Annotated in this window: 15 protein-coding genes and 2 pseudogenes; 6 read left to right on the top strand and 11 right to left on the bottom strand. The window is 62.4% G+C overall.

Annotated features, from left to right (window positions below; translation table 11 throughout):
• The 3 genes from HWY45_RS29065 to HWY45_RS29055 form a co-directional block, all read right to left on the bottom strand.
• Positions 1-2,750, bottom strand: a 2,750-nt coding sequence (locus tag HWY45_RS29065) for a beta strand repeat-containing protein (RefSeq protein ID WP_244111020.1), incomplete at its 3' end; no start/stop codon positions are given.
• Between the two features lie 93 nt (positions 2,751-2,843).
• A complete protein-coding gene (locus tag HWY45_RS29060; protein ID WP_059883808.1) occupies positions 2,844-4,268 on the bottom strand; it encodes an HlyD family type I secretion periplasmic adaptor subunit in 1,425 nt (474 codons plus the stop codon).
• On the bottom strand, positions 4,252-6,444 hold the full coding sequence (locus tag HWY45_RS29055; RefSeq protein ID WP_059883809.1) for a type I secretion system permease/ATPase: 2,193 nt from the start codon (positions 6,442-6,444) through the stop codon (positions 4,252-4,254). Before HWY45_RS29055 ends, HWY45_RS29060 begins: the two co-directional genes overlap by 17 nt.
• A 563-nt stretch (positions 6,445-7,007) precedes the next feature.
• On the opposite strand from HWY45_RS29055, the gene HWY45_RS29050 reads away from it, so the two are divergent.
• Together HWY45_RS29050 and HWY45_RS29045 are read left to right on the top strand one after the other, a co-directional pair.
• Complete coding sequence (locus tag HWY45_RS29050) at positions 7,008-8,102, top strand: potassium channel family protein (RefSeq protein ID WP_059565593.1); 1,095 nt, start codon at positions 7,008-7,010, stop codon at positions 8,100-8,102.
• 648 nt (positions 8,103-8,750) lie between these two features.
• Positions 8,751-8,873 (top strand): annotated as a pseudogene (locus HWY45_RS29045) (PDDEXK nuclease domain-containing protein); the annotation flags it as partial.
• Positions 8,874-9,167: 294 nt separating this feature from the next.
• Here the strand turns inward: HWY45_RS29045 and HWY45_RS29040 are convergent.
• Positions 9,168-10,715 (bottom strand): winged helix-turn-helix domain-containing tetratricopeptide repeat protein, encoded by a 1,548-nt coding sequence (locus HWY45_RS29040; protein ID WP_059883810.1) that lies wholly within the window; start codon positions 10,713-10,715, stop codon positions 9,168-9,170.
• A 232-nt stretch (positions 10,716-10,947) separates the two neighbouring features.
• Here HWY45_RS29040 and HWY45_RS37370 point away from each other — a divergent pair, with 232 nt between their 5' ends.
• On the top strand, positions 10,948-12,762 hold the full coding sequence (locus HWY45_RS37370; protein ID WP_311732973.1) for a LysR substrate-binding domain-containing protein: 1,815 nt from the start codon (positions 10,948-10,950) through the stop codon (positions 12,760-12,762).
• A 230-nt stretch (positions 12,763-12,992) separates the two neighbouring features.
• Here HWY45_RS37370 and HWY45_RS29025 read toward each other — a convergent pair.
• The 3 genes and pseudogenes from HWY45_RS29025 to HWY45_RS29015 form a co-directional block, all read right to left on the bottom strand.
• Positions 12,993-13,100, bottom strand: a pseudogene (locus HWY45_RS29025) (cyanase); the annotation flags it as partial.
• Between the two features lie 338 nt (positions 13,101-13,438).
• A complete protein-coding gene (locus HWY45_RS29020) occupies positions 13,439-14,869 on the bottom strand; it encodes a catalase (RefSeq protein WP_059883812.1) in 1,431 nt (476 codons plus the stop codon).
• A 137-nt stretch (positions 14,870-15,006) separates the two neighbouring features.
• A complete protein-coding gene (locus HWY45_RS29015; protein ID WP_059883813.1) occupies positions 15,007-15,837 on the bottom strand; it encodes an alpha/beta fold hydrolase in 831 nt (276 codons plus the stop codon).
• A gap of 1,086 nt (positions 15,838-16,923) precedes the next feature.
• Between HWY45_RS29015 and HWY45_RS29010 the strand changes: the two genes are divergently transcribed.
• From HWY45_RS29010 to HWY45_RS29000, 3 genes are all read left to right on the top strand, one after another.
• On the top strand, positions 16,924-17,745 hold the full coding sequence (locus HWY45_RS29010; protein WP_081069850.1) for a cysteine hydrolase family protein: 822 nt from the start codon (positions 16,924-16,926) through the stop codon (positions 17,743-17,745).
• Positions 17,746-17,980: 235 nt separating this feature from the next.
• Positions 17,981-18,238: a hypothetical protein gene (locus HWY45_RS29005; protein WP_150998818.1), complete on the top strand. Its 258-nt coding sequence runs from the start codon at positions 17,981-17,983 to the stop codon at positions 18,236-18,238.
• A gap of 236 nt (positions 18,239-18,474) precedes the next feature.
• Positions 18,475-19,032 (top strand): carbonic anhydrase, encoded by a 558-nt coding sequence (locus HWY45_RS29000; protein ID WP_081069853.1) that lies wholly within the window; start codon positions 18,475-18,477, stop codon positions 19,030-19,032.
• 13 nt (positions 19,033-19,045) lie between these two features.
• On the opposite strand, the gene HWY45_RS28995 is transcribed toward HWY45_RS29000, so the two are convergent.
• The 4 genes from HWY45_RS28995 to HWY45_RS28980 all read right to left on the bottom strand — a co-directional run bounded on the left by HWY45_RS28995 (position 19,046) and on the right by HWY45_RS28980 (position 24,743).
• Entirely contained in the window at positions 19,046-19,438 is a 393-nt protein-coding gene (locus HWY45_RS28995; RefSeq protein ID WP_059883816.1) for a hypothetical protein, read from the bottom strand.
• A 184-nt stretch (positions 19,439-19,622) separates the two neighbouring features.
• The gene (locus HWY45_RS28990; protein ID WP_124596984.1) at positions 19,623-20,306 is read right to left on the bottom strand and encodes a hypothetical protein; all 684 of its coding nucleotides are present in this window, start codon (positions 20,304-20,306) and stop codon (positions 19,623-19,625) included.
• Positions 20,290-21,798 (bottom strand): N-acetylmuramidase family protein, encoded by a 1,509-nt coding sequence (locus HWY45_RS28985; RefSeq protein ID WP_170304035.1) that lies wholly within the window; start codon positions 21,796-21,798, stop codon positions 20,290-20,292. Before HWY45_RS28985 ends, HWY45_RS28990 begins: the two co-directional genes overlap by 17 nt.
• A 44-nt stretch (positions 21,799-21,842) precedes the next feature.
• The gene (locus HWY45_RS28980) at positions 21,843-24,743 is read right to left on the bottom strand and encodes a type VI secretion system Vgr family protein (RefSeq protein ID WP_081059788.1); all 2,901 of its coding nucleotides are present in this window, start codon (positions 24,741-24,743) and stop codon (positions 21,843-21,845) included.
• Between the last annotated feature and the right edge of the window lie 487 nt (positions 24,744-25,230).

The following is a 25,230-nucleotide window of genomic DNA, read 5'->3' as shown; positions in this document are numbered from 1 at the left end:
TCGGTGGTCAGCGCAACACCGGGGGCGGTGGCCGACGTATCGAGCATGAAGCTGAACGACGTCGCCGACGACGTATTGCCGGCGATATCGGTCTGCCGGACCTGCACGTCGTTCACGCCTTCGACGGCACTGAAGCTGGTGTTCCAAGTATGACCGCCATCGGTCGAGTATTCGACGGTGGCACCGGTTTCGACACCGGACAGGTTTAGCGTGCCGACGTTAGTGACGTGATCAACAGCGCTGCTGCCGGAGTCGGTGGTGAGTGCGACGCCCGGTGCGGCAGCCGACGTATCGAGCGTGAAGCTGAACGAAGCCGGGTTGGAGGTGTTGCCGGCGATGTCGGTCTGCCGGACCTGCACGTCGTTCAGGCCTTCGATGGCGCTGAAACTGGTGCTCCAGGTATGACCGCCGTCGGTCGAGTATTCGACGGTGGCATCGGTCTCGACACCGGTCAGGTTCAGCGTGCCGGCGTTGGTGACGTGGTCGGAGGCATTGCTGCCCGAATCGGTGGCGAGCGCCACGCCCGGTGCGGCGGCCGACGTATCGAGCGTGAAGCCGAACGAAGTCGGAACGGACGTGTTGCCGGCGATGTCGGTCTGCCGGACTTGGACGTCGTTCAGGCCTTCGACGGCGCTGAAGCTGGTGCTCCAGGTATGACCACCGTCGATCGAATATTCGACGGTCGCGCCGGTCTCGACACCGGTGAGGTTCAGCGTGCCGACATTGGTGACGTGATCGGACGCGCTGCTGCCCGAATCAGTGGTCAGGGCGACACCGGGGGCGGTGGCCGAGGTATCGAGCGTGAAGCTGAACGAAGTCGGAACGGACGTGTTGCCGGCGATGTCGGTCTGCCGGACTTGGACGTCGTTCAGGCCTTCGACGGCGCTGAAGCTGGTGCTCCAGGTATGACCACCGTCGATCGAATATTCGACGGTCGCGCCGGTCTCGACACCGGTGAGGTTCAGCGTGCCGACATTGGTGACGTGATCGGACGCACTGCTGCCCGAATCGGTGGCGAGCGCCACACCGGGCGCGGCAGCCGACGTGTCGAGCGTGAAGCTGAACGACGTCGCCGACGACGTATTGCCGGCGATGTCGGTCTGCCGGACTTGCACGTCGTTCAGGCCTTCGGTGGCGCCGAAGCTGGTGTTCCACGTATGACCGCCATCGGTCGAGTATTCGACGGTGGCACCGGTTTCGACGCCGGTCAGGTTCAACGTGCCGACGTTGGTGACGTGGTCGGACGCACTGCCGCCGGAATCGGTGGCGAGCGCCACGCCCGGCGCGGCGGCCGAGGTATCGAGCGTGAAGTTGAACGAGGTCGCCGACGACGTGTTGCCAGCGATGTCGGTCTGCCGGACTTGGACGTCGTTCATGCCTTCGACCGCATTGAAGCTGGTGCTCCAGGTATGGCCGCCATCGATCGAGTATTCGACGGTCGCGCCGGCTTCGACGCCCGTCAGGTTCAGCGTGCCGACATTGGTGACGTGGTCGGACGCACTGCTGCCCGAATCGACCGCCAGCTCGACACCCGGCGCAGCCGCCGAGGTATCGAGCGTGAAGCTGAACGAGGTCGGATTGGATGTGTTGCCGGCGATGTCCGTCTGGCGGACCTGCACGTCGTTCACACCTTCGACGGCGCTGAAACTGGTGCTCCAGTGCGCGCCGCCATCCACGCTGTACTGCACGGTGGCGCCGGTTTCGACACCGGTCAGGTTCAATGTGCCGACTTTGGTGACATGATCGACGGCACTGCTGCCCGAATCGACCGCCAGCGCGACACCCGGCGCAGCCGCCGACGTATCGAGCGTGAAGCTGAACGACGTCGCCGCCGACGCATTGCCTGCAACGTCAACCTGCCGCACCTGCACGTTGTTCATGCCTTCGACCGCACCGAAGCTGGTGCCCCAATGCGCACCGCCATCGACGCTGTACTGCACGGTCGCGCCACTCTGAACCCCGGTCACATTCAGCGTACCGACATTCGTGACGTGATCGACGCCGCTGCTCCCCGAATCGACCGCCAACGCCACGCCAGGCGCCACAGCCGCGGCCGTATCGAGCGTGAAACAGCAGGACGCCGCCGCCGACACATTGCCGGCGACATCGATCTGCCGGACCAGCACGGTATTCGTTCCCTCGACCGCGCTGAAACTCGTGTTCCAGTGCGCGCCGTTGTCGGTGCTGTACTGAACGGTCGCGCCGTGTGCGACTCCGCCGACCGAAAGCGTGCAGTCCGACGTGATGTTGTCGGCGGCAGAACAGCCCGTGTCGTGCGCCAGCGCGACGACAGGGGCGGGCGGCGCAATGTTGACATAGGCGGTCGCCCAGCTCAGCGTGCCGTTGCCCAGCCGGATCGCGTAGGTGAAGCTGTCCTGCGCATAGCCGAGTGTATTGAAGCTGTTCGACAGCCATGACGCATCAAGGTGGCTAGCATCGTACCCGACCTTGCCGTCCGACGTGATCCAGATGTGCGCGCCGTGCGCGCTGTAATCCATGCTCACGGCTTCGGCTCTCGCCGTGTCCTGCGTCAGCAGCGCGGTCTGCTCGAGCGCGACGGTCGCTTCGGTGCCGGAGTCGAGCGAGTAGAGCGTCTTGGCCGCGCCACCGAGATCGTTCGCCATCACGTTCAGGTAGACGGTGGTGAGCGTATTGTCGGTGAGCCCGGTCTGCGCCGACGTAAACACGTCGTTTGTCGCCTGAGGCGTATTGCCCATGGACACCGCGGTGCCGTTCGAAGTCGTCGCCATGTCGTGCTCCCCGTCCTGTCCAATGTGTATTGATGCAGGCGTTCCGCCGCCCGATGCGACGCTCGCCCGCGGATCTGCAAATCGATCGTCGTGTCAGCGCTCGCGCAACGCCATGTCCTTGGTCTTGATGACGGGCTTGAGCAGGTAATGCAATACGGTCCGGCGGCCGGTCCGGATGTCGACCGTCGCGATCATGCCCGGCACGATCGCGACCGGCTGGCTGCGGCCGCTCGGCTTGTTCTGCCGGGTGCGCACCAGAACGCGGTAGTAGCTGTCGGGTTTCTCGCCGGGGCGGTCGGGCACGATCGTGTCGGCGCTGATGTCCTCGACGACGGCCGGAAAGCCGCCGTAGATGGAAAAGTCGTACGCGGAGAGCTTGACCGTCGCGTCCTGCCCCGGATGCAGGAACGCGATGTCCGCCGGCCGCACGCGCGCTTCGATCAGCAGCGTGTCGTCCAGCGGCACGATCTCCAGCAGGTCCATCCCCGGCTGGATCACGCCGCCGACGGTGTTGATCTTGATCTGCTTGACCATGCCCTTCAGCGGCGCGCGCACCAGCGTGCGCGTGACGCGATCCTCGAGCGCCACATTGGCCGCGCTCAGCGCGGACTGTTCGGCGCGCGCCTGGTTCAGCTCCTTCATCGCGTCGGCGCGGAAGTGCGCGGTCGTTTCGTCGATCTTCTGGCGCGCTTCGCGATAGGCGGCTTCCAGCCGCGGCATCGCCAGCCGCGTCGCGTCGAGGTCGCCTTTCATGTCGTTGGCCTGCCGTTCGAGCCGCAGGACTTCGACATCGGATACCGCGCCTTTCTGCACGAGCGGGCTCGTCAGCGCCAGCTCCTTTGCGACGAGGCCATAGCTATGCTGAAGCTGCGCCTGGCGCGAACGTTTCTCCGCGAGCTCCTGGCGATGTTGTTCGGCCTGTTGCCTGAGCACGTCCAGATTGGCCTGCAATTCGCGCTGGCGCGATTCGAACAGCGAGCGCTCCTCGTCGAGCAGGCCGGGGCTCGTCTGCGCCAGCCGATCGGGCGCGACGAACGCGGTGCCGTTCGCCTCGGCGGTGAGGCGCGCGATCCGGGCAAGCAGCGCGGCATCCTTCGCCTGTCCTTCCTTGTACGACGACGTGAAGCGCGTATCGTCGATGCGCATCAGCGGCTGGCCTTTCTGCACGACCTGTCCCACGCGCACCATGATCTCGGAGACGATGCCGCCCTCGAGGTTCTGCACCACCTGCACCCGGCTGGACGGGATCACCTTGCCTTCGCCGACGGTCACTTCGTCCACTTCGGCGAATGCGGCCCAGGCGAGGGCGATGACGAAGAAGGCGAGCGTCGCCCAGAGTATCCAGTGGCTGAAATAGCGCGGCCCTTCCATTGCCGCCGCGCAGCGCTCGCGCATGAACGCCGTATCGTCGGCGCGCGGCCTGAGGGCTGCGCCGATCCGCGCGGCCAGCGCCTTGAGCGCCGCGGCGCGGTTCATCGTCGGCGTATCCGCGCCGTCGGGTTCAGCCAGCAGCGACATGGAGCGTCCTCCCTGCAAGCGCGGCCAGGACCTGGTCCTTCGGGCCGTCGGCGACGACGCGGCCCTGATCCATCACGATCAGGCGGTCGACGAGCGTGAGCAGCGACGGGCGATGCGTGACGAGCAGCAGCGTGCGGCCCTCGAGGCGGGCCGCGAGCCGCGCCTTGAACAGTTCCTCGGACCGGTTGTCCATCGCGCTGCTGGGCTCGTCGAGCAACAGCACCTGCGGCGACAGCAACATCGCGCGGGCGATCGCGACCGCTTGACGCTGTCCGCCGGACAACGCTTCGCCGCGCTCGCCGACGGCGAGATCGAAGCCGTTCGGCAAGCGGTTGACGAAGTCGGCGACCCCGGCGACCTGCGCGGCGCGCAGCACGGCGTCGTCGTCCACGCCGGGCGCGCCCAGCACGATGTTGTCCCGCACGGTGCCGTTGAACAGCATCACGTCCTGCGGCACGTGGCCGATCCCGCGCCGCAGCGCGGCGGGATCGTACTGGCGCAGCTCGATGCCGTCGATCAGCACGTTGCCGGAAGCGGGCGGATAGAGCCCCAGGATGAGTTTTTCGATCGTGGTCTTGCCCGAGCCGACGCGTCCGATGATGCCGACGCGCTCGCCCGCGGCGATGCGGAACGACACGCCGTCGAGCGACGTGCCGCTCTGGCCCGGGTACGCGAAGCCGACGTTCCGGAATTCGATCTCGCCGCGCAGTGCCGGCCGGTGCACGAAGCGCTGGTCGGCCGGGCGCTCGCCGGGCAGGTTCATCACGCCGCTGATCGACGCCAGCGCGCTGCGGGACTGGTGGTAGCGGGTCAGTAGCGACGCCACCTGGCCCATCGGCGCCAGCGCGCGGCCCGTCAGGGTCGTGCAGGCGATCAGGCCGCCGGTCGTGAGCCGGTCGTCGCCAATCATGTAGACGCCGCACAGCACCACGGCGAGATAGGCCGCCTGTTGGGAGAACATCGCGAAATTGACCGCGCATCCCGACAGCAGGCGCGACTTGAGCCCGAGCCGCGCGATTTCGCCCAGCAACTGCTCCCAGCGGGCCTGCATCGGCCCTTCCGCGCCGTTGACCTTGATCGTTTCGAGGCCGACCAGCGTTTCGATCAGCAGCGCCTGCCGCTGGCTCGCGTGGCGCTGGCTGGCCTGCACGGCCCGTGCGAGCGGCCCCTGCACGGCGACGCCCGCGCCGATCACGAGCGGCAGCGCCATCAGCGGCAGCCAGCCGAGCCCGCCGCCGACCCAGAACATCGCCGCGATGAACACGATCGAAAACGGCAGGTCGATCAGCGCCGCCGCGGTGGCCGACGTGAGGAAATCGCGCACCGCTTCGAATTCCTGGATCTGCGACGCGAATCCGCCGACCGACGGCGGGCGCGCGGCCATCCGGATGCCGAGCACTTTTTCGAACAGGTTGGCGGACAGGATCACGTCGATCTTCTTGCCGGCCATGTCGATGAAATAGCCGCGCAACGTGCGCATCACCACGTCGAACACGATCACGAGCACGATGCCGGCCGCCAGCGCCCACAACGTCTCGAGCGCGTGGTTCGGCACGACCCGGTCGTAGACGTTCATCGTGAACAGCGGCATGGCCAGCGCGAACAGGTTGACCAGCATCGACGCGAGCATCACTTCCGCGTAGATCGGCCACGACTGCGCGACCACGCCCCAGAACCAGTTGCGCGGGCGCGGCACGGCGCTTTCCGCGTCGCGCGCGTCGAACCGGTGGGCGGGGCGCGCGAACAGCACGAGGCCGGCATGGCGTTGCGCGAGCTCGGCCGGGGCGAGCGCTGCCTCGCCGCAGCCGGTTTCGGGAAGGATCACCTGCACGGTGCCGGACGCGTTTCTGCGAACCAGCACGCATGCCTGCCCGTCGTTCAGCAGCAGCACGACGGGCAAGACCGCGTCCGGGATGTCGTCGAGCGCGCGCCGGGCCAGTTTGGCGGAAAGGCCCGCGCGCGCCGCTGCCCGGATGAACAGCGCCGGCGTCAGGCGCTGGCCGGCCAGCGGCAGGCCGGCCACGAGCGCGTCGGCGCCCACGGGCCGGTCGAACAGCCGCGTCAGCACGAGCAGGCAGCCCAGCAGCGGATCGTCCTCGATGCCCGATCCGTGGGGCAGCTCCCATGCACGCGCGCCTGCCGCACCCGCCGCGGCTTCCGTCGTGGCGGCGTGCATTACAGTACGCCGCCACGCAGGTGACGGTCGGACTGGTGCGGCAGTCCCCCCGGCGCGGATATCCCCGCCGTCAAGCGCTTTGTCTTGCTCATGCGCTACCCCGATGTTGTTCGTTCGATGTCCGTCGCTTGGTGCGACTGCTTGTCGACTACTGCCTTACGTCGGAGCAATAGCAAGTAGCGGGCCAGATGCGGCGGCGGGCGCGCGCAGCATGGCGATGCGTGCTTGCGCGAGCCGGCCGGCCGGCGCGAATGGCGATTTTGTTTCGGCTCTGATACGAATTGATTCGGGGGGCGTTGCGGACGTGCGCGGCGCGATGCGCGGCGGCGCTTACGCTCTCGTGCGCGGATCAAGATGGCAGGGCAGCAGGGCGGTGGCGAACCGTCGCCGTGGCGCAAGCGGGGCGCTGGGCCCGGCCTCGAGAAATGTTTCAGCGCTGAAACGTCCGGGGTGTCGCGACGTATCGCCGATGCAACGTGGGTAAGGCCGGGGGGCCGGCAGGCTTGCCGCAGGCGCGCCCGCCCATCGTAGAATCGACCCCTTATCCATCAGGAGATTGCCCGTTGGCTTCGCCATCCGCCCAGCGCCGGTCGTTGCGCTCTCGCCTCCGGCGCGCCCGCAACCCGTGGCAGGCGCCGCGCGCGCGCACGCTGTTCACGCGCCCCGCGACGTCGCCGCATCGCACGCTGCTGTTCCGCCTCGCCCTCGTCGTGTTCCTGTGCGCGCTCGCGTTCCTCGTGCTGTATCTCGATCGCGACGGCCTGCGCGATTCGACGAAGAGCACGCCGATGGGCATCGCCGATCTCGTCTATTTCACGATGGTCACGGTCGCGACGGTCGGCTACGGCGACATCGTGCCGGTCACCGCGCGGGCGCGGCTGATCGATGCATTCTTCATCGTGCCGATCCGCATCGGCATCTGGTTCATCTTCCTGGGCACGGCGTATCAGTTCGTGATCCAGCGCGTTGTCGAGGAATTCCGCATGAAACGCCTGCAAAAACAACTGACCGATCACATCGTCGTGTGCGGCTACGGCCTGTCCGGCTCGATCGCCGTGCGCGAGCTGCTCGAAAGCGGCGTCGATCCGGCGACGGTGATCGTGATCGACGCGCAGCAGCAGGCGCTCGAGGCCGCGACGTCGCTCGGCGTGACCGGGCTGCTCGGCGACCCCGCGCACGAGGACCTGCTGCAGCAGGCGCAGGTGCGCGCCGCGAAGGCGGTGATCATCTCGGTGACCGACGATCCGACCGCGATCCTGCTGACGCTGTCGGTGCGCAGCATCGCGCCCGACACGAAGATCGTCGTGCGCATCCAGGAGAACCTGTATCAGCGGCAATTGCGCCAGGCGGGCGCGGACGTGATCGTGTCGTCGACGAAGATCGGCGCGCTGCTGCTCGCCGATGCGGTGCACAGCCGCTACATCGTGCCGTTCGTCAACGACATGCTGTCGACCCGCGGCCGCGCGACGCTGGTCGAGCGGCCGGCGATGAAGCACGAGATCGGCTGCATGACGAACGTCGTGCCGGGCGCGATCGTCGTCGGGCTCGATAGGGGCGGGAAGATTCACTCGTTCTACGAGGATCCGCCGTGCCGGATCGAGGCGGGGGATACGCTGGTCGTGATTCAGTCGGCGCGGATTCCGGATCCGGATGTGTGAAGTTCGTGTTTTATAAATAACAAAATAAATTCAAGTGGTTACGGGTCTATTTTGCGCTGGTGTTGATACGTATCAACACGCGACCGGGGCTCATCGAATCCTGGGACGGCGAGGGATCTCCGGGAGGGCATACCTCCTCGTCGAGGTCGCAGCACTCGATCGCGAGATGTGAAGGGGAACATAGTGAGGGCTATGTTCCCCTTCATTTCTGGACATTCTCGCCGAGTACCCGCATGGGGCCGCTCAAACGACTAAATCGCCGGCCGGCGGGATCCGCTGACGGCGCCGCCGACGTCCTGCCTGCGCCGCCTCTCCGCGAGGCCGCCTCAGATGTGAACGATCGTCGCGTGCCCCCGTTCACGCGCGGGCGGCGGCCCGCCGCGTCTCGAGTTCCGGCATAGCTGGCACCGAAGTGATCGGGCGCGAGCGCGCCGAAGTCAGTGAGTGATAGTGCTGGGAGCGACGGGGGCTGACTTCTCTCCGCAGCGCGGAGAGAATTCGCGGTGCGCCGGTGAGGGTCCCGCCGCCGCCGAGATTCCGGCAACGTGGCCGCTGCCGGGCGCTGCGTGTCGGCGACCGATTTCCCCGACTTCCGACAAGATGACCGAACGGCTCACCGCGTCCCTGCTGACCGACATTCGCCACATCAAAAGCGGTATCCACGTTGCCGAGTACCTGACCGTGCTGCCACCGTGTGAGGCGCTGCAAGCGAAGCTGCACCAGTCGATCGCGGCGGCCCGCGCCGGGCTCGATGACAAGCGGGGGCCGTGACCGCATCCGACGGCTCTCGGCCAGTTGGCGACATTGCGCTGCATGCTGCGAATGGCCGTTAACAAGTCAGGCATGGACACCCGCGGCCTGGCGGTGGCTCGCGGGTCGAAAGGCATCGATCCGATCCGACGCTCATCCATGGGTCTGCATGATCGCAGCACCGGTCGCACCAGGCGGCACACCGCTCGACAGGGTAGGCCTTCCCGGTCTCATCCATGCGATCGGTGCGGCCGTTCGAGAGCACGCTCTGCTCGGCACGGTATGCGCCATCGACGAGGAGCAATCGTGCCGTAGTCACTCGGGCAATCCGGCCAGCCGCAGCCCCTCCGCAAACTGGGTCAAGTCCTCTGGGCGACCGATCGGAAGCCAGTCCTTGAGATTGGAAACGCGGAGTGACGGATCGAGCGTGCGCAGGCGCTGCATTGCCTCCTTCGCTTTGTCCATGCGTCCAGCGCGCGCATGACTCGCCGCCAGAACGCCGACCGGGGCAAGGAAACTCGGTAGATTCCATTTGGCCCTTTCGGCCCAATCCGAAGCGGAGTCGAAGCGTCCTGCAAAGAAATGTGCCAGTGCCATCCCAGCCTGCATCCTGAACATTTCCGGGTCCAATGGACTCAAGCGAATGGCACGCGTCAAATACTTGATCGCAACGTCTGTTTCACCGCGACAAGCGTACAGGCACCCACACAGGGACCATGCAGGGGCGTGGTTCGGATTGAGCAGCAAAGCTCTGTCGAACAGCGCGATACCGCCGTCGAGGTCGCCGGTGAGATGCCCGAGTGCATGAGCTCCTCTCGTGAGCGCCACAGCATCGTCCCGGCCAAGCTCCACCGCCAGTCGCGCCAGGCGAGTGCCCTCGGCAATCTCCCGGGGCGGATCGGTCATCCAGCCATTCATCTTGCGCCAGAAATAACACCAGGCCGCCATGCCATAGGCCGATGCGAAATCCGGATCGAGCTCGGTGGCCTTGTAGAACAAGGGCAGCGCCGCCTCGATCGATTCGCGCGTTCCGCTGTGCAAGTGCGCGGCGCCGCGAAGGTAATAGTCGTAGGCGCACAGGTTCTCCGTCGGCTTGCGCTTGGCACGCTCGATTTCCGCCCGCTCGAGCTGCGGCGCGATGGCGCCGACGACGCTTTCCGCAACCTGGTCCTGCAGTTCGAAGATGTCGTCCAGCGTGCCTTCGAAGCGCTCCGCCCAGAGATGTGCCCCGATCCTGGCATCGATGAGCTGCCCCGTGATGCGCACCTTGTTGCCAGTCTTGCGCACGCTACCTTCCAGCACGTAGCGCACGCCAAGCTCGCGGCCGACGTCCTTCACCTCGACTGCGCGGCCCTTGTAGGTGAAGCTCGAGTCGCTCGCGATGACGAACAGCCAGCGTATGCGCGATAGCGCAGCGATGATGTCCTCCACCACGCCGTCGGCGAAATACTCCTGCTCGGGATCGCCGCTCAGGTTCTGGAAGGGCAATACGGTAATGGAGGGTTTACCCGGAAGGAGGGGCGTGGACGGGGGCTCCCTCAATTCTCTGGAGATGTGTTCGCCGATCTCGCCGACGAAGCGGAAACCCTTGCGGGCGACAGTCCTGACCAAGCGCTGTTCCCCGCCGGTGTCGCCGATGGCCTTGCGGACCGCATTGATGTGACTGGTGATCGTCGATTCCGACACGATTCGGCCGTGCCATACCGCCTGCAGCAGGTCGTCCTTGCTGACGACACGGTCACGGTTCCTGACAAGATGCAGGAGCAGATCGAAGACTTGCGGCCCGACAGGTACGACTTTCGCGCGATGCGAAAGCTCCCGGCGTTCCGGGTCGATCACGTAGTCTCCAAACTCGAACTTCACTTGACATCCCGTGGCCGATTCGGCTCCCAGGGGGTAACCGGCGAATTCCGTCCATGGATGATACTGCAACCGGAGGTGAGAGCATCTCATCCCGATCGAGCAACGCTTGGACGAATAATCAAGCTCTCCTGCAGAGAAATTCAAGGCGAAGGCAAGGACTTCCCCGGAGCGCGCGGGCAATCTCCATATATATCGACGACAACGGTTTGCGGTCGAGAAACGGAGAGAAAACATGAAAATTGTCGTCATCGGGTGCACCGGCCTCATCGGAACGATGCTTGTGGAGAACCTTCGCAAGCGCGGCCATGACGTGCTCGCAGCCGCCCCTGACACCGGCGACAACACCCGCACCCGCGAGGGTTTGGCCAAAGCGCTCGACGGTGCCGAGATCGTCGTCGATGCGGCGAACGCGCCAGTATGGGAAGACAAGGCGGCCATCGAGTTGCTCGAGACATCGGGCCGCAACCTGCTGGCTGCGGGCGCTGCCGCCGGCGTACGCCACCATGTGGCCCTGTCGATCGTTGGTAGCGAACGGCTTACCGACTGCGGCTATTTCCGGGCGAAGGTCGCGCAGGAGGGCCTCATCAAGGCATCCGGCATTCCATACACCATCGTGCGTGCGACGCAGTTCTACGAGTCTGTCGGCGACATTGCCCAGTCGGCTGCCCAGTTGGCCACCTTAGGCAAGGAGATTCGCTTGTCGCCGGCGCTGATCCAGCCGATCGCGTCAGCGGACGTGGCAGCGGCGCTTGCCGAGGCCGCAGTCGCGCCGCCGGTCAACGGCACGGTCGAAGTCGCCGGTCCGGAGGCGATGCCACTGGACGAACTGGTCAGGCGCTTCCTGCGGGCGATGCAGGATACGCGCAAGGTCGTGCCGGACATCCACGCGCGCTACTTCGGTGGCCTCCTCTCAGATCGGACGCTCACGCCCGGGGAGAACCCCCGCATCGGCGCGATCCGGTTCGAGGACTGGCTCGATCGCTACAAGGCTCAGTCCTGCTGCGCCATGCAATCGCCTCTTTTGGCGACTGCCGCTGCGGGCAACTCGGACGCGCTTGCATCGAGTTTCGCGACGAGCTATCCCGGAGTCGTCGCCTTCATCACCGTTGTGGCCGAAGGCGGCTTTTGCAAGGCGGCTGACCGGCTCGGGATCACTCGTTCCGCGGTCAGCCGCGTCATCCAGAAACTGGAGGCGCAGGTCGGCTTGCGTCTGTTGAGTCGGACGACGCGCAGCATTTCGCTCACGCGCGAAGGCGAGATCTTCCATGCCCGCTGCCAGCCCAGCGTCGCTCTCATCAAAGAGGCGATGGAAGACATGCGCGATCTGCGCGACGGTCCGCCGCGAGGACGCCTGCGGGTCTCCGCTTCCGTGGGCTTCGGCCGCAAAGTGGTTGCACCGCTGCTGTGGGGCTTCCAGGAGAAGTACCCCGACATCGAGATCGAACTGCACCTAAGCTGCGTCGCGAGCGACTTCACGTCGGACCGCATCGACGTCTCGTTTCTCAACGGGCGCCTGGCCGACAGCCGGATCGTCGCAAAACGGATCGTCCCGATGCAGACTTTGGTATGCGCCTCGCCCGAGTATGCCGTCAGGCGCGGTATGCCCGAGTCACCGGACGCGGTGATGCAGCACGACTGCATCAACGTCCGTCTGCCGTCGGGCCGCGTCTACGAATGGGAGTTCAAGGTGGAGGGGGGGACGCGCAAGCTGACTCCGCCATCGCGCCTCATGTTCAACGATGTCGGGCTAGTGCTGGAGGCCGTCCTCCAGGGCAAAGGCATCGCTCAGTTGGGGGGGTACCTGATCTGCGATCTGCTGCGCGAGGGGAAACTGGTTTACTCCATGCCACAGTACGCACCCGATGACCGCGGCCACTACATCTGCTACTTGAGTCGTCAGCATCTGCCGTCGCGTATCCGCGTGTTCGTCGATCACATGACGACAGCAATCCGGGCGCTGGACCTTCAATGCGCGGGTGCTTTTTCACCAACGCGTGATGATCGACAGGCCGCCTCGGCGCCATTGGTGCCCCTGCCGGGTCAATAGACTTGGCAGGACGACTGACGACGCGACTTCAACGACCGGCTGCGCCACGAGTGGACGGCGCCAGGGCCAAGATCTCTGCCTGACGGACCCACCAGAACGAGAGTCGACCCCACTCTGCGCTGGACTGCGCCACCCCCACCGAATTCGCCCGCCGATACAGCCTGCAGGTCACATCGGCGATCCTTCCGGGGACCGGGGCAGCGGCCCTATCCGCTTAGGATGGCATACAGTCAAAGCGGCTTGGTCGGCAAATGCTTGCCGTCAAGGGTAGTCACCGCACGGTGGCCGCCTTCCGGATCCGGTACCTTCTGGATATCCAGCTTGAAGTTGATAGTGGCCCGGGCCTGTTTCAGAGGGCGAGCGCTGTAGACGTATTGGAGTTTGGCCACTGCGAAAGTGGCGAGGATCAAGGGAATGTTCGGCACGTGACAATCTGTCAGTTGGGAGATTGCGGTAAGACGTTGGTATGTTGTCCGAAGCGCAGGAGCATTGCGTAGCCGCAGACAACGGCCACGAGGGCGAATGCGGTGTGCGCCGCGCCAAGGGAGGACAGTTTGAGCATTGTGACCATCGCTTGAAGTGATCCTCTTCATTGATGCGCATAAGCGTACGCACTCTGCCCCGCCTTTCACGGGCGCGTTGGGCAACTTGCAGCACCAACGCGCCCGGTGCCTGACTAGCGGTTCTTCAGCGCCTCGGCAACACCTGCGCCATAGGCGGGATCGGCCATCGTGCAATTGCGGATATGCCGCTGCTGCACGTCCTCGCTCGCGCCGCCGAGCGAGCGCGCCGTGTTGTCGAAGAGCTGCAGCTTCTGCTTGGGCGACATCAGTCGGAACAGCGCTCCCGGCTGCGAGTAGTAGTCGTCGTCCGCGCGATGGTCCCAGTGCGCGGCTGCCCCCGAGACCTCCAGCGGCGGCTCCGCCAGCCGCGGGCTGTCGGCCCACTCGCCGCGGCTGTTTGGCACGATGCCAGGCAGCCCGCCCTGGTTGCCGTCCACGCGCATCGCGCCGTCGCGGTGATAGCTGTGCATCGGGCAACGCGGGGCGTTTACCGGGATCTGGTGCGCGTTCACGCCCAGACGGTAGCGGACCGCGTCGCCGTAGCTGAAGAGCCGCCCCTGCAGCATCTTGTCCGGCGAGAAGCCAATGCCCGGCACGATGTTGGCGGGCGAGAACGCCGCCTGCTCCACATCGGCGAAGTAGTTGTCGGGGTTGCGGTTGAGCTCCAGCACACCCACTTCGATGAGTGGGTAGTCGCCGTGCGGCCAGACCTTGGTGAGGTCGAAGGGATTAAACGGGCAGACCTGCGCTTGCTGCTCGGTCATCACCTGGATGCACAACGTCCAGCGCGGGAAGTTGCCGCCATCGATCGCCTCGAGCAGGTCGCGCTGCGCGCTCTCGCGGTCGTTGGCGACGATCGCGGCGGCCTGTGCGTCGGTGAGGTTGCGAATGCCTTGCAGGCTGCGCAGGTGAAACTTCACCCAGTGCCGCTCGTTGTTCTCGTTGATGAAGCTGAACGTGTGACTGCCGAAACCGTGCATGTGGCGATAGCCATCGGGCAGGCCGCGATCGCTCATCACGATGGTCACCTGATGCAGCGCCTCGGGTAGCAGCGTCCAGAAGTCCCAGTTGTTCTGGGCGCTGCGCAGGTTGCTGCGCGGGTCGCGCTTGACGGCGTGGTTCAGGTCGGGAAATCGCAGCGGGTCGCGCAGGAAAAACACGGGCGTGTTGTTACCCACCAGGTCCCAATTGCCTTCCTCGGTATAAAACTTCACCGCGAAGCCGCGGATGTCTCGCTCGGCATCCGCCGCGCCGCGCTCGCCGGCCACCGTGGAGAAGCGCACGAAGACGTCCGTCTTCTTGCCGATGCCGGAAAAGAGCCTGGCCTTCGAGAACGCTGTGATGTCGTGCGTCACCGTGAAGTGGCCAAATGCGCCGGAGCCCTTGGCGTGCATGCGCCGCTCGGGGATCACCTCGCGGTCGAAGTGGGCGAGCTTCTCAAGCAGCCAGATGTCCTGCAACAGCGCGGGGCCGCGCGCACCGGCGGTCTCGATGTTGTAGTTGTCGACAACGGGGGCGCCGTTGGTAAAAGTGAGTTTGGTCATGGCGATGTGGGCAGGAAGAAGGGTTCAGCGGAGCGTCTTCAGGAGGGGGGACTGGACGTCCAGAGTGGGCGTCGCGTCGATGGCCTTCACCCCAACGGTGGACCGGCCATCGACGGTGCCGGCTGATTCGGACTCGATCAGGCGTTGATAAAAGCCAGCAGGTCCGCGTTAATGACGTCCGCGTGCGTTGTCGGCATGCCGTGCGGAAAGCCCTTGTAGGTCTTCAGCGTGCCGTTCTTCAGCAGCTTGGCCGACAGTGGCGCGGAGTCGGCGTAGGGGACGATCTGGTCGTCGTCGCCGTGCATCACCAGCACCGGCAGTCCGATCTTCTTCAGGTCGTCGGTGAAGTCGGTCTGCGAGAACGCGACGACGCCGTCGTAGTGCGCCTTGGCGCTGCCCATCATCCCCTGGCGCCACCAGTTCTGGATGATGCCTTCCTGCGGCTTCACGCCCGGCCGGTTGAAGCCGTAGAACGGCCCGGCGGGAATGTCGCGGTAGAACTGCGCCCGGTTCGTGGCCGTCTGCCGTTGCAGGCCGTCGAACACGTCCTTCGGCAGGCCGCCGGGGTTCGACGCGGTCTTGACCATCAGCGGCGGCACGGCGTTTATGAGGCAGGCCTTCGCGGCTCGCTTCTCGCCGTGGCGAGCCAGATAGCGCACGACCTCGCCGCCGCCGGTGGAGTGTCCGACGTGGATCGCGCCCCTGAGGTCGAGATGGTTCACGACCGCGGCGAGGTCGTCGGCGTAGTGATCCATGTCGTGGCCGTTCCAGACTTGCGCCGAGCGGCCATGCCCGCGCCGATCGTGCGCGACGACACGATAGCCCTTGGAGAGGAAGAACATCATCTGCGCGTCCCAATCGTCGGAGCTCAGAGGCCATCCGTGCGAGAAGACGATCGGGGTGCCATTGGAGGGACCCAAATCCTTGTAGAAGATCTGGACCCCGTCTTTGGTAGTGATATAGCTCATGGGTGGATTTCCTTCCGGAGTTTCGGCGCCATTCGGCGCAGTAGAGGCAGCGGCCGCTGCGAATGGCAAAGCCACTGCTGCTGCAGTGCCTGCCCCGATGACCAAAAACTGACGGCGCGTGACGCCAGCGAAGCCAGGCTGTATTGGCGCGGGATCAATCTTCATGGGTATAGACCTGAGTGGAGACGCGATCAGTCTAGCCACGGTCTCCTCGCCGTGCGATATGCGTCACGTGCAATTCGATGTTGCAGGTGCTTCACCAATGTTGCGGCAACGCATCCGGCGCGTGCCGCTGGGTCGTTCACCGAGCTCAGCCATCCGCACGACAGGATCTTCAAATGCGCCGGCTCATTCTTGATGAACTCTCGCTGAACGCGATTGGTGCGTCGCGATTGACAGAACTGTCCGCGCCCGGCCCCTAGTTCAGGCAGGCATTTGCTTCTAGATTTCAACGCATCACGTCAGCATCGATGCATCGGCTCGAGAGCTTCGCGACGTGTTCGTTGTCCACCCCAGTCCCAGGAACCAACATGACCCAACACAGCAACGACCAACAGCAGAACAACCGGCGTAGTACACCGATCCCACCGAGCGCGCCATGCCCGTTCCCACGATGACACTCGATCTGGAACGCACCGCCATGGTCGAGAAACACGCCGTCAGTCAGCTCATCCAGGAAACATCATGACTCGATTTCCTACCTACGTTCAGCAGTCCAGAGAACTGTCCACGAAGCGCATGGAGTTCGGCCCGCTGTTTCAGAAGATCACGATCGAAGGTCCTGTTCGCGAGAACGCGTGCACACCCGATACAGCTAGCAGGAGCTGCCGATCCTCACCTGTCTCGTGGGGACGATCAACAACTGGAACCCCGTAAACGTTGCGGCCTGCATCGCCCGGATCGTCCGACAAGAAGTTCGGGTAGCCGCAGTGAGCTTTCCAGGCGGCGATGAAACCTGGCGGCTGTGACGATCACTCCGTCTATTCCCGATTCTGGAAGTTGCTTTAGCGATCGTGCGCTCTGGACCCATGACAGTGCGTCTGCCGCACCTGCCAGCGTTCCCGCGCAGCCAACCGGAGAATTACTATGTGTGAATCCTCAAAATTTCATGGCCGCCGTACCTTCTTCAAGGGCATGGCTGCCGCCGCGGCAGTGGCCTCCACGCAACTGCCCTCGCTGGCCAACTCAGCGCCCGCCGGTGGCGGTGCCAAGTACGCGGATCCGGCCAAACCGGCACTGCCCAAGACGGACATGAAGCTTGACCTCACCCGTACTGCGTTCGTCGTGATCGATCCGCAGATTGACTTCATGAGCCCGAAGGGCAAGGCGTGGCCGGTGGTGGGCGAAAGCGTGACCGAACAGAATATGGTGCCGAACCTGGTGCGACTGTTTCAGGCGTCCAAGAAGGCCGGAATTACGATAGCGATTTCCCCCCATTACTACTATCCGCAGGACCATCGGTGGCAGTTCCAGGGTGGGGCGGAGATATTTCAGCACAACCTCGGCCTGTTCGACCGTCCGAGTGCGCTCTCGCTTGAAGGCTTCCGCGGGTCAGGCTCGGACTTCCTTCCGGAGTTCAAACCGTACATCGAGGATGACAAGACAATCATTTGCTCGCCGCACAAGCTCTATGGCCCCCAGGTCAACGACCTGAAGCTCCAACTGGGCAAGCAGCGCGTGGAGCAGGTCATTCTGGCGGGCATGCTGGCCAACCTGTGCGTGGAGTCGCATCTGCGCGATCTGCTCGAGAATGGCTTCGAGGTGGCAGTCGTGCGTGACGCCGTAGCGGGACCGAAACTGCCGGAAGGCGATGGCTATGGCGCTGCGCTAGTCAATTATCGCTTCATCGCCGATGGGGTCTGGACCACAGACGATACGGTAAAGATGCTGGAAGGTAAGTCGGTCTGAAGCATTCCCAGCCTGGGCGCCCCCGGTCATGGATGTCGGGGGTGCACGATCTGAGCATAAAGCGCAGGCATATTTTCGTGGCCAACTCGATGGCAGCATGTTGCGAGCCGGTTAGCGCATTCGATACCGGCCATGGGGCTGCTCACGGTGATTGGCATCTACGCGACCAGAACCGATAGAGCTCAGATCATCCATTTTGCACATCGAGTTCCCACACAACCAAACGGGCGACACCATGCAAGACCTGATCGAAGGCTTCCTGAAGTTCCAGCGCGAAGAGTTTGGCAGAAGTCCAGCGTGCCCCGTCGCGCATCATCACATGAAACTTGACGCCGCTACCTTCCGAAAACTGCGTCGCCTGGCTCCTGTCCTCGATGACGTGCTTAATGCCGGCGAAGTCGAGCACGCGGACCAGGCTGTGAATCTCGCTGCCCTGGCGGCCCTGTGCTCACAGTTGTTTGACGCATATCGCGGCAGTTCGGTGACCGTCTGATCGTCAACGACGATGTATTCGCATGGGAAGACCTGCGGCAAAGCGCTGCCGTGTTCGGTCCGGGCGAGTTGGGTGAGGCGCTGTCGCGCCTTGGCGTGCGGGTGCGCTGTTCGGCATCGGCGTGAGCAACTAGTTGGGGCTGCTCACGGTGATTGGCATCTACGCGACCAGAACCGATAGAGCTCAGATCATCCATTTTGCACGTCGAGTTCCCGCACAACCAAACGGGCGACATCATGCGAGACCTGATCGAAGGCTTCCTGAAATTCCAGCGCGAAGAGATTCCCAAGCGCACGGAGTTGTTTAAGCAGCTTGCAACCACTCAGAATCCGCGAACGCTGTTCATCGCTTGCTCAGACAGCCGTGTAGTGCCGGAGATGCTGACACAGCAAGAGCCAGGCGAGTTGTTCGTCATTCGCAACGCCGGCAACATAGTTCCGGCTGACGGCGTGCAGCCTGGTGGCGTGTCAGCCAGCATCGAATACGCAGTCGCAGGCCTGAACGCAACTGACGTCGTCATCTGTGGACACTCCGACGGTGGTGCGATGACTGCCGTCGCCACATGCAAGTGCCTGGACCGTATGCCTGCGGCGGCGGGGTGGTTGCGTCATGCCGATGCCGCGAAAGCGGTGAATGAAGCTCGGCAGCACACATCCGACCGCGCACGCGTCGATTCCATGGTCCGCGAGAACGTCACAGCGCAACTCGCGAACATCAGGATACCGTCGCGCGAGATGCGCTCGAGCTGCATCCGGCCGACGATGAGATCCCTGCAACGTGGGAGTTGCGCGTGATCGGCAAGGGCAACTAGGAGCGCTTCGTGCCGATCGGCGCCGCGTGCGTCGACGCACCGCGCGCGCATTGGCGCGATCGCGCGCAGGATTTCGATGCGCCCGGCGCGTCAGCGCCGTAGGGCTTGACGCTGTTTGCGCCGCTGGTGATCCCCGCAGACGCCGCGTCCGTGCGAAATTCGCAGCCGACCGCGTCGACGCGGACGACGCGCCGGCGAACCCCGCCGGCGGCTATTCGGTGCGCGGCACGCGCGGGCTGGTGCGCTGGGCCGCCGCGCAGCTGCAGGCGCAGCTCGCGGATCTGAGCGAAGCCGAGCGCCGCCAGTTGGCACGGCTGTCGCCGCATGCATTCCGCCACCCGGTCGGCACGCGGACTCTGGCCCCGGGCGTCGCGCTCGAGGCCGTGCAAACGTACGTTCGGTCACGCCTCGCTGGGGACGACGTCGAGCTACGACTCACCGGAGGAGGCGAGGATGAGACGCCAAGCGGCGAAGTAGCATGCGCGTCCTGTTCATGACGCGTGAAACGACCTACACCGCGCGTCGCCGTTTCACATGCGAGCCTTCGGATCGCGATCCAGAGCGCTACTGTTCTTATTTTGTCGCCCGAGGAAACGGGTCAACCAAATCCCTTGTATGTACCCAGCCAAAGGTCACGCGCCCCTCGAACTTCGGCCCAGTACCGACGTAACGAACATACGAAAAATCGCCTTGAGTTTTCAGCACGACTACACCGTCTCCATCTACAAGATACGATTTTTTGGCAACAAAATTCCCGTCATGATTAACGAAGAGGGGCGCTTTGCTCTTTACGATGCGGATGCCGATGGCTGGTACTTCCTCGGTCACATAGTAGGTTACTGCTCGAAAGTCTTTGAGGTCAAAGATGAATGTTCCCGTTGCATTTTCGCACCCGGCCTGAGCGGACTTGGTCTGTATCGTCCATTCATTGTCGCGGCGATATAAATCTGCCTTGATGTCGAATGTCTTGTTTCTATTCGAAAACTCTGGGGAGTCCTCGCCCAGAACAAAAGTAAGTAGCGGCGTGTCGCTATAGTCACCAACGTTCGCGGTTTTGGAGCTGGTGCTGTCCTCTATGAATAGGAAACTGCACGAAAATTTTGCATTTCGTGAATCATAAAGCCCTGAAATGGTTTTGCCATCGCGAAATCCAATCAAGCCTGGCTTGTCGAATATAATCGCTTCGCCGGCTGCAGCAAATCGGATCGAAAAAAAGGTGAGTAGACAAAACGCGATAAATTTACTTGAATTGTTCATAGAATTTTTTGAGATTGTTGGCATAGTCAGGATTCTTCTTGCGCCAGCCGCCACCGTTATATGAGGTGGCAACCTGCTCCCAGTTGTGATCCCTCAATCCATCAACGCCCGCACGCTTCATGTTTTTCATGAATGCGATAAAAATTTCCATCTGCCCATCCGTTCCAGACATAAATCGATCGGCAAACTCAAAAGGTGTCGTACATCCGCAGGATGAATAATATTCACCCAAGATTTGAAATCCTCCCCAGGAGCATGACATTATAGCTACTTCAAAGTCAAGCTCCGCGGCACGAAGTAGTTTCTCGTATTGATGGAGATTGCCGCCGCCATATTCGTCCCCGTTTGGCCAACAGAGGTCGGGATGGCTTGGATACGGATTTACCGGTGGTCCCTTTTTGTGTGGGGGTGCCTTCTTTTGGGTCTTGCCGGTGGACTTTGCGTCCTTCGCTTCTGCTGCCTTCTTCTCTGCCTCTTTTTTCTCGGCTTCTTTCTCGCGCTTCTTGACGGAAAGGTCAAAGAAGTGCCGTCGCTCGTAAAGTATTGGAGGGAGGCCATTATCCAAAAATGGATGGCCTTGGGACTCCTGCTGAACAAGCGCCTTAATAGCAGCAACTTCTACGTTAAGCTCGCTCGCCATATGCTGATACTGGGTATCAGAAAAGAATTCCGGGCTCGGGTAATTCAGTCGTGAGCCAAAAACGCTGAACGAGACGGTGTGTGGTTTGCCGGTATCCACTACTTTGTAATGGTGCTCAATCGTAATCGTAGTTTTCTTCTTGTGGGACTTTGGATCAACGGTAACTTCTTTCTTCTTTTTGGGCGTATCTTTCGTTACGCGGCCTTGCTCCGTGACCTTTTGGGTCCACGCGATGTACGGACCAAATTCCCGTGCCAGTCTCTCAATCGTCATAACCTCCCCCTCCTTCACAACCGGAAGATTGAGGTTCTGCTCGAACTCCTCCTTGGGAGTGAGCTGTGTGGTGGCCTCGAGATGATATTCGGGACTGACAATGGTGAACGCACTCATATCCTTCTTCGGGACAATCTGGGCTTTCCAGGTGTACTCCCCACGACGATTCTTGACGAACACATCGATCGGTTGGTTGCGAGCCGCATTTGTTATCGTTACCGCAAAGCCGTCCTTATCGGTGGTCGATTCGGTCTTGTTGTCCGAAATGGGAGGCGAGGGCGGAGCGGCCGGTTCGGCTTTGCTATCCGATGGCGTTTGAGCAGGCGGGGCCGCCGAGCTGGATGCTGCTGCAGGTGGAGCAGCCGTGGCACCTGATGCGGGCGTCGCTGTTGGCGCATCGTTCTTTGCGGGGGGCGCCTCTTGGGCGGCGGCCGGGTCCGGGCCGGTTTTCCATGCCGGAGCCGGTGGCGCGCTTTTGCCGGCCTTCAGCTGCACAAACAGGCCCTCGATGGGTTTTCGAAGGACGTCGCGGAAGACTACGGTCACTACCACGGATGCGGTGGGTTGTGCGTTCGACACTTAATTTTCCCTATCGATTTCGCTGATGTCTGAAGTTGAATCGGTCACGTTTCTTGTTGCTCATCGACCGGGTGTTCGCTCGTGTCGTCGTCTTCTTGTTCATGATCGTAAGCATCTTCAATCGTGTGCCAGTCTCCGCCACCGATCTCACACTTCACTTTCATCGACGTAGGCGTGTGAACAGTCGCCGTTTCCCCCTCGAGTAGCCCGCCCTGTTGCTGCAGCGTTCCGTCAGGCAGATAAATGCGATATGTCTGCGCTTGGAGTGCTTCCCCGACACCGAGATTTGCGATGACCGATGATACGTCGAACGTCTGCGTATATTCGTGGGTAAGGTTTTGCGGCAACGTACTCACAGGAAGCGGCGGGATCGAATAGCGCATGCTGACCGGCCCACTGAACGAATGCTGCGCCCCCTTGAACTCCACGGTCCCGGGAGCATGCCCGCGGATATTGCCGCCTTCAAGCGTGATCGATGCTCCCCCCGCAGTGAGCACCAGTTTTCCACCTGCCGCGATCTCGACGTCGCCTTGCGCTAGTAGCTTAAGAACTGCTTTGGCGATCACCTCGACATTTGCGTCATGGGACTGGATCTCGACTGGTCCCTTGGTGAACAACCTGATCGCAGATTGCGAGAACATCCCGATTGCCTTGGCTGCATTGACGAAGAACGCCCCCGCCGATCCAATGTGTGTGTTCAGGCCGCTGACCAAGTTGATATGACGGTCTGCCGTCATGTGCAGCGCGTCTTGCGTCGATGTACCAATGCCGAATGGGCTGGCGAGCAGCAGAATCGCCTTCTTGAATGCATTCGCGCTGCCAGTGCCGCCGCCTGCCGTACGACCGCCTCCCGCATCTGGCGTCTCCGACTGCAGGGTAGCGTCCGTGAACTGCTTGAGCGAATCCTGGCTGTCTTTCAGGCTGTCAGCGCGGTGCTGAACACCGACGTTCGACAGCGCCTCAACGATCCTTTCGGCCGCGCTCAATTGGCCTTGTGCTTCCTTGACGTCGAGCTGATCATCGTTGTGCGCCTTCGGATGCGTCCCGATGTATGCACCGCGATTCGCCCGCATGCCGAGATAGTCGTCGGTATGCAGCAAAGCGCCTTTTCCGAGGTATCGGCCGCGAGCGTTGCTATTACCAGCGTGGTCGATCAGGATACCTTGATGATATAGGCTGTAGCTGTTCCCGACCTTACCTGTGAAGGTGGTCAGTCGCGTAGCCCCTTGATGTGTCGAATCGTCATGCACGAACGCGTTGTAAGCGCCGCTCTTACCGAAGCCATTGGACATGAGACCCGATAGCAGGACGTTGGTATGCCACTGGGGCGGCGTCGTTTGCGACGGTAGGCGCCCGAGCACATACGGCCGATCGCAATCACCCTGGAAGTAGTCAACCAGCACCCATTCGTCTTTGCGCGGCACATGAACGCCACCATACCCATATCCAGTGTCGGCCTGCATCACAAGCAGCGGCGGTGATGTCGGCATGGCCTCTGTTCCGCTACGCAGGTCCCATGGATAGGTAACGAAAATACGATTGCGCTCGTCGGCCCATGCTTCCTCGTTATCCGGACCGCTCACGAGCGCGTGCTCGGCATGCATCAGCGGCTTCTTGTGCTCGAATGGACTGCGGTACTCGATGTTGGTCCGCTGCGCTTCCACTTCGACCCAGTAGACGCCGCCCATGCCGTCGACGGGATTGGCCCGCGAGCTGAACTGACTGCCGTGCTTTCGGCGCAACTCGGACAATGTGCTCTGCAAACTCAGCGGATAGGTCGCTGCGTGGTTGGACAGCGGCACATTGTTCTCAATGAACCACTCAACCTCGACGACCATGAACTCCCGAAGGTTCGGATCGACCGTCATATGCCGCGTGTGATGCTCGAGCGTGAAGCGCGATCCCGCATCGAACCACCGTACACCTCCCACACCGAGGTATCGGCGGGCGGCGGCAGTCCACGCCTGGGTGCGAGTGGATGCGCGCCGTTGCCCGTCGTCCGAAGTCGGATAGGCGTACGACAACGCTTCGCGCACGATCATTGGCGCATACGGCACGTCGTGCTTCACATGCTGCCGTCGTTCTTCCGTTGTGTAGGTGATTGCGCTATCACCGAGATCACTACGCACGGAATAATTGTGTTGCGGATTCTTGTAGTTGAAGGAGGTTGTTGCATAGGCCAGACTTTGCGCAGTCTGCGTCACCGCCCATTGCGTGAAGCCGTCTACCTCGTCGGACACTGTGCCGTTGCAGAATTCGATCGGCTTCGCATCGGGCAAGGCGGAAAGCCGGTCCACTATCACGAGCGTCGACACGCGCGGGTCGTCGTCATACTGGACTGGCGCATGCTCGAAATAGAAGTACCATCCTTCATCCTCGAGAACACGATGGAAGAAGTTCAGATCTGTTTCGCTTTGGCGCGTATACGGTCGCACGCGTGGTTCATCCGCCAGCACGAAGCGTACTCGCCCGGTCAGCTGTGGATATGCGTCGAGCAATTCAGTGAGAATGTCCCGCGCGCTTTTATTGAACCATTGGTCGTTCTTGCTAGCCTTGCCAAGGAAGAACAACGCCGACTCGAATTCGACTTGATAAACGGTCAGATTTCCGTCTTGCCCAAGCGTATGGAATTTGTGAACGAAGCCGTGAATCGGGCGATAGGTGGAATCGGAGAACGGCGTTGATGTCTGCTGGATAAACAGCGTGACTGGCTGATGCTCCAGTTCGAGGTTATCGATATCGTCACGCAGCGATACGACGTCCACCACCCAGCGATAGCCCCGTCCGACTCTGGACCATCCCTTTGCTCGTACGGGAATCAGTGTCTGCGGCCCCAACGGGGAGCGGAACATGAGCAGGCGCTCATGCTGCATCAAGCCCCGATGTATCGATTCGTAAAGCGTGGACGCAGACAATCTGGTCGGATCGACGGGTGGAACAGCCATTTGTTTTCCTTCTCTCTCAGGTTCGACCGCCAAGGAAGCAAAACCGGCGACGGTCAGCCATTGCGACGCAGAGTCGCTCGCGCGATTCTATCCAAAACAGCACGGGGAGGTATCTAAGCCCTCGCATTTAACAATGATTGATGCTTGGGGCAACGTACAGAGAAAGAATCGCCTAGATTGGTGCATTAACTGCAGTATTCGTGAAAGAATGATGCGTGATACGCATTCGGCCCGACGCGACCCTCGTCATTTTTGTCACCCGTACCATTCTTGAAGCGAAATGGTGAAACGACGCCATCCTGGCCCGCGATATAGGGCATTGATATGGATTACTTGGAAATTATTACATTCCTGTCATTGTTGACGGTTTGCTTTCATTGGGCGCGGTGCTAATTTCGATTCTCCTTTAAACGGAAATAGATAAATAAGTTAAGGAGAAGGTGGATGAAAGGGGTAATAGGAAAGAGCTTGATAATCGTCAGTGCAT

Source organism: Burkholderia stagnalis, from assembly GCF_902830275.1.
GTDB lineage: Bacteria > Pseudomonadota > Gammaproteobacteria > Burkholderiales > Burkholderiaceae > Burkholderia > Burkholderia stagnalis.
This window is presented reverse-complemented; position numbering and strand designations above follow the sequence as displayed.